The organism is Streptomyces sp. NRRL F-5123, from assembly GCF_000721495.1.
Classification (GTDB): Bacteria; Actinomycetota; Actinomycetes; order Streptomycetales; family Streptomycetaceae; genus Actinacidiphila.
Genome location: NZ_JOHY01000034.1, coordinates 1 through 12,663, shown reverse-complemented (window position 1 = coordinate 12,663; position 12,663 = coordinate 1). Strand labels below are relative to the sequence as shown.

Below are 12,663 nucleotides of genomic sequence, written 5' to 3'. Positions count from 1 at the left end.
GGTGAACGAGCGTGCACCGAGCCGGCAGTCGGGCTGGCTCACTCCTCGGTACAACGACCCGCGCAGCCGCTTCCGCCGCGGTCGTCGGCGTGATCACGCAGGCTGCCGCACACCGGGCGCCGCGGCGTCAGGCAGGCTCGGCGTTCCCGGCCGCGTCCGCGTGGCGCCGGTACCGGCCCGGGCTGACGCCGTACTCCCGCTTGAATGCGGCGGCGAAGGCGATCTCCGAGCTGTATCCGGCCTGCCTTGCCACGACGCGCAGCGGCGCGTCCGACTCCCGCAGCACCCGGGCTGCCGTGATCATCCGCCACCAGGTCAGATAGGCAAGTGGCGGCTGTCCGACCAGAGCGGTGAACCGCCGGGCGAAGGCCGCTCGCGACAGACCTGCCCTGGCGCCGAGTTCCTCGACCGTCCACGGGTGGATCGGGTCGTGATGAATGGCCGCAAGCGCCGAGCCGATCGCAGGATCGCTCAGCGCCGCGGCCCAACCTGGCGTGCTCTCGTCGTGTGATCTCTGTTCGAACCAGGCACGCAGGATGTAGAGCAACAGCGTGTCGAGCAGCGACGGCACGATGGCACCCGTTCCCGGCTGCGGTCGGTCGATCTCGCTGCCCAGCAACTCCACCGCGGCGCGGAGTGACGAATACCGCCCGAGGTGCGCCGGCAGGTGGACGACCGGCGGAATCTCGGACAGCACCGGATGGGCCCTGGTCCGGTCCAGCAGGTAGGCACCGCACAGAATCACCGTGCCGGGGCCGGAACCTTCGTGTCGCACCTCGCGGTACGGCGCCTCACTGTCGCTGAGCTCGAATTCGACGAGGGGCGACGACGGGTTGTCGGCGAGCCCATGGACGCGGTCGCCGCGGACGAGCGCCACGTCGCCGGCATTGAGCGCGATCGGTGGCTCCCCGGCCGGGACGAGCCAGCATGAGCCACGCAGCACGACGTGAAAGCCCGCCCCCTCACCGGAGGGGAAACGCATGCCCCAGGGCGCGTACAACTCGTGCCTGACCGCGTGCGGCCTACCCGTCCGCATTGCGACGACCGCGTCACTCAGGACGTCCACGGCGACAGTATATGAACGGCAGGCACGGTCGAGCGGGGAGATCCTTGCCGCCCGCGACCGCTGCTGTCCCCCAACAGCCCAAGCTCTTCCGCACCCGCACCGGAGTCCTCGGCAACGGCCCGGCGCACGGCCTGCACGTGGCCGCATGCACGGGGTGTTCGCTGTCCGAACCGGCTGGGGCGTCCGGTTACGGCGTGCGGTCCGTCAGGAGGGCGGTGAGCCGCGCGGCGCCTCCCGCGGCGAGCCAGGCGTCGAAAGTGAGGGCACTCGGGTGGCGCCGTCGTGCCTCGGTGAGGTCTGCCCGTATCCGCCGCCGTCGTTGAGAAACGCGATGACGGCCCCGAGGACCGGGTTGTGCTCGCGGAGTGCCGCAAGCGGTACGGGCAGGTAAGGGACCTGCTCACCTGTCGCGCGACTGATCGCGGCGGCGATCTCCGGCGGAGTGAGTTCGCCACCGGCGAGGGTGAGGGTACGCCCCGTCAGGCGTGGGGCGGTCTCGCGCAACGGCGTCGATTCTCCGGGCCTCGACGCAACCTACGGCCCCGGGGATTTGCTGACCGCATGGCCGCTGTGAGTGGTGGATCGCAGGCGAGGCGCGGTGCGGATACCGCTTGCCGACGAGGCGTGCCTCTTCGGCTGGGGCGCCTCAGGCGCGGCTCAGGCAGTGGCTGCCGCCGAGGTCGCGGTCGACGTCTACGGCTACGCGGCTGCGGCGCCTGCCCGGACCGCCGGCGTGGGCAGCACGCCGGCGAAGCAGTTGTCGGTGCCGTGGGCGGCTGCGAGTGCGGCTCCTGCCTCGCGCAGCCGCTCCGTCCGGTGCGGTGGGGCGGTCAGCACAGGAGGTCCGTGGGGCCGTCGAGACACCGGGGACAGGGGGAGCGCCCGGCGCGGCGGGCGGGGGGGCGGGATGGGGGAAAGAGGCGCGCGGGTGGGGGAAATGGGGGGACAATGCGGAGTAATCACGGCGGGCCGGGGGAGGTTGCGTCATGGCTTCGTTCACGGGCACCGGGTGCCTTGTCGTCGATGTCACGGGGGCCGCGGTCGGCGGGGAAGCAGGCTGGGAAGCACAGCCGTTACCGCTGGTCACCGGTGTGGGCTCGACGGACGCGGCCGATGTGGTCCTCGCTGGGCGGGAGGTCAGGCTCGGGTACTTCGAGCATCGTGTGGCGGAGGCGCTGTACGGGGCTGCGGAACGGCCCGTGCGCTGGTCTCGGCAGGTCTCCGGGCGGATCGGTGGGACGCATGTCTTCGCGGTCGAAATAGTGCGGATGCCTTCGGAGTTCGGCGACGGCGGTGGGCTCGCGGTGCTGCACATACGCTTCGGCACCGACCCGCTCGCTGAACTCGTCGGGCTGACCGACCTGTCGGCCTCCGAGCACGGGAGCTCCAACCGTGAGGCGATCGAGGCCCTGCTGCCTGTGGGTACGCACGTCGCGAAAGGGTTCCGGCGGTGCTGGACGCTGGTCCACCTGACCCGCTCCGAAGGGCCCTGGCCGGAGGTGATGCCGGCCGCCTACGTCGCCTGGGGCGCCCGGGACCAGTGGCTGTGGCTGCTCGCCTCGGCAACCTCGGTGGCCCGATTCCCGCCGGACCCTGAGGGCCACGCCGAGTCCTTCCGCGGCCGGGTCCGATTCTCCGCCGACTGGCAGGCGCTGGTGCTGCGGGACGGCGCGGCCTTCCTCGGTACGACGGCCGACCCGGGGGATCGCGGCTCCTTCCACCGCCTGGCCCGCAGCCACGTGCACAGCATTTATCTGGATGCCTTCCTGCTCGGCAGGCTCCAGGCGAAGGCGTTGGGCGATCTGGCGGAGCGGGTGGCGTCAATCCGGGCCCACCGGCTGGATCCCTCCGCGATCGCGGCCCTGGAACGCCGGCTGATCGACCTCCGGGGCGTGCTGGGTACCGACCACGTCACCGTGCGGGGGAAGGGCAACGAACTGCTGGCCGCGTACCGCGAGCAGCACCGGCTGACGGAGTCACGCGCCCGCGTAGTGGATGACCTGGCCGTCTGCACCCGCTTCGTGGAGGCGTCGACCGCCCGCGCCGTGAACGCGGCGCTCGGCATCGTCACGGTCTTGGGCGTCCCGTTCTCTCTCGTCTACGGCGGCACCGCGGTGGCAGTCGGCAGCAGCACGGGCGCGTTCCTCTGGGCCACCGGCATCTCGGTGCTGCTGGCCGGCGCCGCCCTCGCGCTGATCCCCCCGCTCCGCGGCATGCTCCGGGCCCTCCGCGGCAGCCCCCGCGCCCGCCCGCGAACCGAGTCCCCGTGACGGGCCGACCGCCCCCGGCGGAGCCTCCGAGCCGCCGCCACCCGGAACCGTACGTGAGATTCGGACGCCGTACGTGAGAAAGGAAGCCGCCCGTGCTGGTGGGTTTGTACCGTGACGGCGCCTTACGCCAGCGCATCCGCAAGGGCTACGTGATCGCCGGTGAGGACCCCGCGGAGGTCCTACGGCCGCTGCTCGGACGGGCTTTGACGCCGGAGCGGCAGGCGCCCGTCGTGCGAGGTGAGGCGCAGCCCGCCGAGGCCGGGCGGGTGTGGCTCGACTCGGGAACCGTCTCGCTGAGCACCCCCGCGGCCAGGGCGCGTATCGCCCGCTCGCTCGCCGACGCCACCGCGGCCCTGGCCGTCGCGGTACGGCGTCGTGGCGGGGTGCTGCTGCCCTCGGGATACGCGCCCGGCGGGCCGCCCACGTCCGCCTGGCTGACCAGCGACGAGCACGACGTCGAGGTGTACAGCGACGTCCAGCGCGAGTTGTGCACCAACCTCTTCCGGCAGCATTCGGCGGCGCTCATCGCCTTGACCGGACGGAGCGCGTACGGCCCGCACACCGCCGGCGGCCAGGGGTCACGCCGACTGGCCGAGACCACGGACCAGCTCACCACCCGCTACCTGCACTCCGCCGCGCCCGCCCATCTGGAGCGGGTCACGGCCTCGTTGAGCCGTGACGAGGGGGTGACCCGACTGGACCTGATGGACGTCGACCCGCTGGGCGGGTCGGACGGGGCCTTCCCGGCGGTGACGTTGCGGATGATCGACGCCCAGATCCTTGTGGCCGACACGATGGCGCACGCCCTGCTCGTGCAGGCCCTGGCCATCCGGGCCCGGCGGTTCGAGCGGGAGGGGCGGCGCGTCCCCGCCCTGCTGCAGCAGATCGTCGACCGCAACCGCTCCCGAGCCGTCGCCCACGGCCTGGCCGCCTCCTTCGACGTCGAGTCCGGCGCGGCGAACCGGCAGGGGCGGGGCGGTGCCGGGCCAGGCCGAGGCGGGCCCCGTACCGCCGCCGACCGGCCGAAGACCAGGCCGCAAGCCCGGGTGCACAAGGCTCACCGCGTCTGCCTGGACCTGCTGAAGGACCTGACGCCGGAATTCCAGGCCATGGACGTCGGCTTCGCGGAGGTCGCCCCGCTACTGGCCGGCCTGGCTCTCCAGGACAGCCATCCGCTGGCCGCCCGCAACGAGAACGACCTGGTGGCGTCCTGGCGCCGAGCCGCGCCGGCCGAACTGGACGACCAGCACGTCGCCGGCCGGCTCGCCGACGCCGGCTGGCTGCTCACCGACCATGTGACCGCGCAGGTCCGCAGCCTCGCCCCGGGCTCGACCTCTCTGCTCGCGCTGGAGTGGGAGCAGCCGCTCGCCTGGAACACCCCCGCGCAGCACGCCAGAAGGGACCGGCCCAGGGACCGGCGCGACACGGACGACCCCACCGGCCCCCCGGCCACGCACCGCCCGGGGCAGCCTTCTCAGCGCCGTGCCACAGCCCCCAGGACCGCCGCCGCGCTGCTCACCGCCCTCGAACAGGCCGGAAACCCGTCCGGTGCCGCGTCGCTCGCGGTGGTACGGGAGCATCTGGCCGGCGGGGGCGGCGGCGACCTGGACCGGGAGCTGCGCAACCACGCCCAGGCCCGCGAGATCCGCCGCTCCCTGCGCCCGCCGCGACGGCAGACCGTCACCGCCGGCGAGGCACGCTTCACCTGGGACAGCGAGGCAGCGGTACAGGCCGTCACCCTGGCTCGCCGGCACGGTGCCGCGCTGCTGGCCTGCGACGTCCCGGTCTCCGACAAACTCGACCTGAACGCGTCGGTACGGCGCTGCGCCCAGCACCGCCCGGAAGGGCTGGCGGTGCTGACCCTGGCATCCACGGTCTACCGCTCCGAGCGCGGCCAGCGGGCCAAGTCCGAACTGCTGCTGGTCGACCTCGCCGGGAGTTCCGCCGTACCGGACGGGGCGGACGACGAGCGGCCGGCGGACGACGAATCGCCTGCGAGCCGCAAGCCCCCCTCGAACCCAGAGGAACCAGGGAACCACGACATGCCCGTGGGCGAGGAGGCCACCCGATGACCAGCCCACCACCGCCTGTCCCCGTCAGCCTCGACGTGCGCGAATACCGCGAGCCGCTGCCGGACGCCGACTCCTACCTGGCTCTCTGGCAGTGGATCGAACCGCACCTGCTCCGCGTCGACCCGCGCGAGGACCGGAGCCTGCGGCTGGATCTGGGCGACCGCGGCGCCCTGACGCTCCGGCTGCTCGATCCGGCCGGCAATCCCGACGCCTTCGGCCCAGGCACGGAGTTCGCCGTCCGCGGCATCCTCGAGACCCCGCGTGTCCGTTACGCGTGCGGGCCCTGCGCACCTTCGGGCACTCGGGTGTACGGGCCCTTCCAGTGCCACGCCTGCAACGAGGAGAAGGGCAAGGACGGCGGCACCCGGCTCTGCGACCGGCATGTGGTCATCTTGGAGGGCGCCTTCCGCACGGTGTGCCCCGACCACGCCCCTGCCTGCCCTGCGTGCGGCCGGCCCGGCGTCTTCTGGTGCGACGGCGGCCGCTGCCGGAACCGGCGGGCATGGTGCGCCGCCCACCGCGTCCCGCACCCGGGCGACGCCCGTACCTCGTACTGCCGGGACTGCTTCGACGACCGCTTCCCGTCATGCGTGGCCCCGCGGTGCGGGCAGACCGGCTACCTGCGCTGCGAGCACGTGCGCTCGGCGGGCGGCGAGACCTGCCCGCACCGGGTCTGCGCCGCGCACGCCGGGCGCTGGCAGATCTACGGCCCCCACAGACGCGGCCTCGTCCTGTGCCCCACCCACCTCGCCGGGCTGCGCGGCATGTCGCGGGAGGACGTGGTCTTCCAGATCGTCGCAGCCACCGCCCTGCGCCGTCGGTCGCGCGCGGCCGGCCCGGCCCTGCTCCCGCGGCTGTCCGTCGTCCGCCACATCCTGATCCACGTGCGTGACGAGGCGCTCGACATGGGCGTCGTCGACGCGCTGTTCACCCGGCTGCGGGCCACTGCTGACGGCACCAGGGGCGGCGCGGAAATGGCCACCCTGCTCGACGCCCACGCCCGAGTGCGCGAGCAGGATCTGGACGCTTTCCGGGGCGACCAGGAGCTGGGCCGCCGGCACTACGAGGCCCTGCTGCGCATGCTGACCGCCGACGGCAGGGGACAGCTTGCCGAACGGCTCTCCTTCTCGGACTTCCGGCCCAAGGCGAACGCCCTCTACGTCAGGGTCCCGCCGGATGTGGCCGGGCTGTTCATCGGGCGCGGCGGCTCGGGTGTCCGAGACCTCGGCGCCCGGCTGGGTGTCACGTTGAAGGTGGAGAAGCGATGAGGGTCCCTCTGGGCCGCGCCCATGGCACGCGGCTGGTGATCGTCGGTGGCGACGGGCTGGTCGCGGACAACCGGGTCGGCGTCTCGGCGGCCGACGTGTCCGCCGAGCAGACGGGCGTACTGCTGTCCGCGGCGGGCGACGAGCGGCGCGGCCCGGTCGTGCGGATGCTCCCGACGCCCGGCCTGCCGGCGGGTGTGGTGGCCGTGCACGAGGACCTGGCCCGCGCCGCCGGACTGTCCGGTGCCGCCGGCGAGGACTGGCTGCTGCTCGAACGGCCGGCCGTCGTCGCGGCGTCCGTCGTGCTGGAGTCCGCCGCCGACGCCCTCCCGGACGCCTCGGTAAAGCAGTTGCGCGGCTCCTCCGCGCTGGACGGCCAGGTCTTCCGGTACGAGCCCGACGCGCGCGAGGCCACCTGGCTGTACGTGGACAGCGTGCCCTACCGGGTGCGCAGCGTCGCCGACGGGTCGGGCGAACCGCTGACCGGACTCCTGCGGATCGGCGCCGGCACCACCTTGCACCTGTTCCTGCCAGGCAACAGGACCGGTGTGGATGTGGTGATCCTCGCCGACTGCAGCGGCTCGATGTCCTGGGACGACGTGCTCGACGACAGTGACGTCGGCCGCTTCGGCGGTCGTACGCAGCGATACGTGACCCGGATGCACGCGCTCAAGCGCGCGCTGCACGAGATGGCCGACGTCCGGCTGTCCGCGGGCGGTCGGCCCACCCGGCTGGCGCTGGTCCGTTTCACGAAGGCGTCGGTCCCGGTGTTCCCGCGCGCCGGTGGGATGGCCGACGTCGGCGACGAGTCCACCATCGAGGAGTTCCGCGCCGCGGTCGGCCTGCTCAAGCCGGAGTCGGCGGGCACCGACATCGGCCAGGCGCTGCACCACGCGTCGGAACTGCTGCACCGATACGGGAACCCGCACAACGAGCGCTTGGTGGTGCTCGTCAGCGACGGCGCCGACTGGGCGGAGAAAGGGGTGGACGCCACTGGCGAGATGCTGGCGGCGACCGCGGACCCGGTGTCGCTGATGGAGGAGCTGAACGGCTCGCTCGGCATCCGCCTGCACGCGGTGGGGGTCAGCGCCGAGGCCACCTTCTGGCCGTGGTGGGAGAGCCGCCATCGGCGCAGCACCGGTGAGCCGCATGTGAGCATCGTCCCCAACCACGCGCTGCTGCGCCACCTGGTGGAGGTGGGCGGCGGCGACCCCACCCGTATCGGCGGTACCGACGTACTGATGGAGTACTTCGGGGAGTTGGGCGCCGGGGTCACGCAGACGGTGGGTCACCCGCGAACCGGGCGGCTTCCCGGGCCGCAGCCCGAGATCGCGCTCGCACTCAGTCTGAGCGCCGCCACCACAACCGATGCCAGGAGGGGCGAACTGGCGGAGACGATCAGCCTGTTGTACTCGTCGTGCGTCGACGCGTCCCGCCGACGCATCGGCCGGCCGCTCTACCGGCAGACCAACGACACCCGGGCCCTGCACCACATAGGCCAACCGGTCCGCGACCGCTCGGCCTTCGCGGCCTGGGTTCTCGACGTGCACAAGGTCTTCTACGAGCAGCAGGAAAGCGCCCTCAACTCGCCCCGGGACAAGGACTCCTACCCCATCCCGGGGGTCGCCGGCATCATCTGGGACGGCCGTCTCTTCCGGATCCACACCATGCGGCTGGAGACAGCGCACGACAGCGTGGGCCGGAACAACAAGAAGGAGGCGGAGCAGCACCAGCGCATGGTGGGGGAGGTCTTCCTCGCCCACACGGGCCGCTATCACCTGCCCGACGACGACGAAGCCGGGTGGGGCCGGCTGCAACTGGGCCTGATGGAGGACCTGGCCGGGATGCTCACGGACGTCTACGCGGTGCTGAACGCCGAGCAGATGCCCGCGCCGGCCGATGCGGAGGCGAACCCGCAGGACGGGCAGGCCGGGGGCTTCGTGCCCGCGGAGAGGACCGCGCTACGGGTCCAGGGCTTCTGAGCCCCGGCGGTGCCGGGGAGGCAGCCGGCTTGTGGACACCCGCCTTCAGGCGGCACCTTCGGCTTGCCGCGTTCTTCGCCGCCGGAGCCCGCTCGGCCCTGCCCGTACGCGATCGGCTCCGGCGGGACCTCACCGCGCCGATGCCGGGCCCGGAACGCGTCGGATACATCGCCTGTCCGCCGGCCGAGGGGGCGGGCGTACGGTTGGCGGCGCGGATTTCCGCGAGGTTGCCGGGGCAGATCTCCGGGCCTAGCGTGGTGAGGGTGTGCGGCGGGTCGTGCAGCGCGGGGTGCGGAGAAGCGGAGCCCGGATCCCGCTGCGCGCGGACCCGGAGCAGATTGCACTGCCGAGAGCGACGGACCATATGGCCGGCCGGTCCAGGGGAGCCGTCGCAGGAAAGGCGGCGTGATGGCCACATTGACAGCGGTGAACGTCGGGATGCCGAAAGACGTGCCGTGGCACGGCAGGACCGTGCACACCGGCGTGTACAAGGAGACGGTGTCCGGGCCGCGGATGGTGCGCCGGCTGAACATCGAGGGCGACGGGCAGGGCGACCTGGGCGGGCACGGGGGTGAGCAGCGGGCGGTACTGGTCTACCAGCTGGACTCCTACCGCTACTGGGCCAAGGAACTGGGGCGAGGCGATCTCACGCCGGGCAATTTCGGGGAGAACTTCACCGTCGAAGGCTTGCCCGACGACGAGGTCTGCATCGGCGACCGCTACCGCGTCGGCGGCGCGCTCTTCGAGGTGACGCAGCCGAGGGTCACCTGCTACCGGGTGGGTCTGCGGATGGGCGAGCCGCAGATGGCGGCGCTGCTGGTGGCGCACCGTCGCCCCGGCTTCTACCTGCGGGTGATCGAGGAGGGTGAGGTCGAGGCCGGGCAGGAGATCGTCAAGGTCGCCACCGGCCCCGAGGCGATGACCGTCGAGGAGATCGACCGGGTGCTCTACCTGCCCTCGCACACCCGCGAGCAGGTCGAGCGCGCCTTGCGGATCCCCGCGCTCAGCCCCGGCTGGCAGGCCTCCATGCGGACCCTGCGGGACCAGGCCGGCAAGGCAGCGGGCGGTGCCTCCGGCAGCGCGGGGCTGAACGCCGCCGCCACCGCCCCGCCGCCCGCGTGGCCAGGCTTTCGCCCGCTGGTGGTCACCCGCATCGAGGACGAGAGCCGCAGCGTGTTCTCCCTCCACCTGGCCGCCGTCGACGGCTCCGAGCTGCCGAAGACGCTGCCGGGGCAGTTCCTCACCGTCAAGGTCCGGCCCGCGGGGGACGCGCCTCCGTTGATCCGCAGTTATTCGCTGTCCGGCGAGCCGAACGCGGGCACGTACCGCATAAGCGTGAAGGTGGAGCCGCACGGCGCCGCCGGCAACGAACTGCGCGCCCACATCCGCGTCGGCGACCACCTGGAGACCGCGGCACCGCGTGGCACCTTCTGCCTGGAAGACGGCGACAACCCGGTGATCCTGCTGTCGGCCGGAGTCGGGGTCACCCCCGTCCTGGCCATGCTGCACGCCCTCACGCGCGAGCGCTCCCGCCGCAAGGTGTGGTGGCTGCACGGCACCCGTGACGGCACCGAGCACGCCTTCGCACAAGAGTGCCGCGAGCTGATCGAGGCCCTGCCGCACGCGAAGTCGGCAGTCTTCTACAGCAGACCGGCTGCCACCGACCACCGCGGTGTCGACTACCAGCAGCGCGGCCGCCTGACCCCCGACCGTATCGCCGCACTGGGGCTCCCGGCCGACGCCGACGCCTACCTGTGCGGCCCCGCGGGCTTCATGGACGCCGTCACCGCCGCGCTTGCCGCGTCGGGGCTGCAGGCGTCCCGTGTCCACACGGAGACCTTCGGCGCGGAAGCCTCGCTCACCCCGGGGATCAAGGGCGACGCCGCGGCCGTGCCCCACCGGCCGGCCGGCCCCGCCGGCACCGGGCCCACGGTGTCCTTCGCCCGCAGCGGCCTCGAAGTGCCCTGGAACGACGCGCAGGATTCCCTGCTCGAACTGGCCGAAGCCTGCGACGTTCCGGTCCGGTGGTCCTGCCGCACCGGGGTCTGCCACACGTGTGAGCTCGCGCTGATGTCCGGTGCGGTGGCCTACTCGCCCGACCCGGTCGAGCCTCCGGGCGGGGGCAACGTCCTCATCTGCTGCTCCACTCCCGTCGAGGACGTCGTCCTGGACCTGTAGAACGAGGCGGCCCAGCGGGCCGGCGGCGTGCTGGGCGCGAAGGCTGCGGCTTCCTGCTTGCGCAGGTCGGGGCGGCAGGTGGGCGCCTGCCCGAGCTGTTGCACGAGCCCCGGCGTGCGAATGGCGACCTGCTGCTGAGTGAGGTCGACAAGACTCCCCCAGGCGATCCGCCGGGACCGTTCGACCACGGCCCCACCCACGGGGCACCGCCACGGCGGGCGCCCGCGCGCCTCCGCGCGGGCGCCCGCTCGTTCAAAGGCTTACCGGGAGATGGGTCAGGGCGTGGACAGGGTGAACTGGCCGACCTTGACGGAGCCGCCGAGTGCTTGCGTCGCATAGTCGAAGAGGGCGAACCGGTACCCCATGAAGAACTGCCAGCTGTTGTCCATCGTGAAACCCGGCCCGAAAGCGGTGAAGTTGACGCCGTCGGTGCTGTAGGAGAAATGCCCCTGCCTGCCGGTGCCCGGATGGATGTCGGCGTTGACGCGCAGCCAGACCTTGCCTCCGGACAGGGCCGTGCTCGCGACTTCCGTGCCGGTGCTGGTGGTGTTCCAGCTGCCGTCCATGGTGATGTTGTTGGTCATCACCAGGCGGGCGGCGCCGTTGTCGCGTCTGACGCCGATCCATGCCGAGGAGTTGCGTAGCAGCGCCAGTCCGGCCCGGTCCCCGTCGTGCATACCCGAGTAGTCCAGCGGTACCGTCGCGGTGGACGTGGGTCCCAGGATCCGGTGGGTCAGCGTGTTGCGTGCCGAGTACAGGTCGTTGGTCACCGTCGCGGTCTGCAGGGTCAGGCCGTTGTTCGCGGACCACTTGGTGTTGTCGGGGTTGTGGTTCCACTCCCACTCGGGTCCGAGAGCGGGCCCGGCGAAGGTGTCGGTGCCCGTGGGGGACTTCACCTCACGCGGCGGAGTCGGCACGTTCGGGTACGGATAGGTGGTACCCCAGCCGCCGTTGACGGTCTGGAGGACGGGCCACCCGCTGGAGTTCCACTTGATGGGCGCCAGCACCGGGACGCGCCCGCCGGGGTAGGAGTCGACGAAGGCCATGTAGTACCAGTCGCCGTTCTGCGTCTGCACGATGCCGCCCTGGTGCGGTACGCCACCGCCGACGATGGGGGTGCCGACGTTGTTGAGCAGCGGTTGCTCGGTGTACGGGCCGAAGGGGCCGTTGGTGGACTTCAGGACGTATTCGGCGTTGGCCGGGTGGTCGACGAGGATGTAGTAGGCCCCGCCCACCTTGTACATGCGGTTGCCCTCGGTCGTCCCGGTGCTGGACGGGTCGGTGAAGACCGCCTGGCTGCGGACCTGGCTCAGTCCGTCGGCCGACAGCTGGGCGACGTAGTGGGTGCCGCTGCCGTAGGCGACGTACATCGTGTCGTTGTCGTCGACGAGCATTCCGGCGTCGTAGTAGCAGTTGTTGATCACCGAACCGCGCGTCCAGGGGCCTTCGACCGAGGAGGCGGTGTACATGTACGTCTTGTTGAAGTCGATGCAGCCCCCCCAGTAGAACTTCCCGTTGCTCTTGCGGTAGTTCAGGAAGGAGGCCCACACGCCGTTGACGTAGGCGCGCCCGTTGCCGTTCAGGTTGTACTTCTCGCCGAAGTCGAGCGAGGGCACCGAGTGGCCGGCGAACTCCCAGTGGACCAGGTCGTAGGAGCGCAGGATCGGGGCCCCCGGCGAGTAGTGCATCGTCGAGGCCGAGTAGCAGTAGGTGTCGCCCACCCGCAGGATGTCTGCGTCGGCGAGGTCCTCCCACAGCACGGGGTTGCTGAACGTCGTCGGGGGACTCGTCGGGGGTGTGGTGGGAGGTGTAGTGGGGGGTGTGGTGGGG

Annotated in this window: 8 protein-coding genes; 5 read left to right on the top strand and 3 right to left on the bottom strand. The window is 72.1% G+C overall.

Annotated features, from left to right (window positions below):
• Positions 1-127: 127 nt before the first annotated feature.
• Together IH54_RS0124090 and IH54_RS45655 are read right to left on the bottom strand one after the other, a co-directional pair.
• The gene (locus IH54_RS0124090; RefSeq protein ID WP_031520343.1) at positions 128-1,066 is read right to left on the bottom strand and encodes an AraC family transcriptional regulator; all 939 of its coding nucleotides are present in this window, start codon (positions 1,064-1,066) and stop codon (positions 128-130) included.
• A 699-nt stretch (positions 1,067-1,765) separates the two neighbouring features.
• Positions 1,766-1,903, bottom strand: a complete 138-nt coding sequence (locus tag IH54_RS45655; RefSeq protein ID WP_159012036.1) for a hypothetical protein — start codon at positions 1,901-1,903, stop codon at positions 1,766-1,768.
• A 149-nt stretch (positions 1,904-2,052) separates the two neighbouring features.
• Between IH54_RS45655 and IH54_RS0124075 the strand changes: the two genes are divergently transcribed.
• The 5 genes from IH54_RS0124075 (at position 2,053) to IH54_RS0124055 (ending at position 10,833) form a co-directional block, all read left to right on the top strand.
• Positions 2,053-3,336 (top strand): hypothetical protein, encoded by a 1,284-nt coding sequence (locus IH54_RS0124075; protein WP_159012034.1) that lies wholly within the window; start codon positions 2,053-2,055, stop codon positions 3,334-3,336.
• A gap of 92 nt (positions 3,337-3,428) precedes the next feature.
• The gene (locus tag IH54_RS0124070; RefSeq protein WP_031520338.1) at positions 3,429-5,408 is read left to right on the top strand and encodes a hypothetical protein; all 1,980 of its coding nucleotides are present in this window, start codon (positions 3,429-3,431) and stop codon (positions 5,406-5,408) included.
• Entirely contained in the window at positions 5,405-6,676 is a 1,272-nt protein-coding gene (locus IH54_RS0124065; RefSeq protein WP_031520336.1) for a KH domain-containing protein, read from the top strand. Before IH54_RS0124070 ends, IH54_RS0124065 begins: the two co-directional genes overlap by 4 nt.
• Positions 6,673-8,655, top strand: coding sequence for a vWA domain-containing protein (locus IH54_RS0124060; RefSeq protein ID WP_031520333.1), 1,983 nt, complete (start codon positions 6,673-6,675; stop codon positions 8,653-8,655). Before IH54_RS0124065 ends, IH54_RS0124060 begins: the two co-directional genes overlap by 4 nt.
• Before the next feature lie 408 nt (positions 8,656-9,063).
• A complete protein-coding gene (locus IH54_RS0124055) occupies positions 9,064-10,833 on the top strand; it encodes an MOSC and FAD-binding oxidoreductase domain-containing protein (RefSeq protein WP_031520331.1) in 1,770 nt (589 codons plus the stop codon).
• A 275-nt stretch (positions 10,834-11,108) separates the two neighbouring features.
• Here the strand turns inward: IH54_RS0124055 and IH54_RS0124050 are convergent.
• Positions 11,109-12,663, bottom strand: a 1,555-nt coding sequence (locus IH54_RS0124050) for a glycoside hydrolase 43 family protein (protein WP_031520328.1), incomplete at its 5' end; no start/stop codon positions are given.

Bases quoted from the DNA above. Each gene is read 5' to 3' on its own strand.
- IH54_RS0124075 (WP_159012034.1), top strand. From the start codon at position 2,053: ATGGCTTCGTTCACGGGCACCGGGTGCCTTGTCGTCGATGTCACGGGG.
- IH54_RS0124065 (WP_031520336.1), top strand. From the start codon at position 5,405: ATGACCAGCCCACCACCGCCTGTCCCCGTCAGCCTCGACGTGCGCGAA.
- IH54_RS0124060 (WP_031520333.1), top strand. From the start codon at position 6,673: ATGAGGGTCCCTCTGGGCCGCGCCCATGGCACGCGGCTGGTGATCGTC.
- IH54_RS0124055 (WP_031520331.1), top strand. From the start codon at position 9,064: ATGGCCACATTGACAGCGGTGAACGTCGGGATGCCGAAAGACGTGCCG.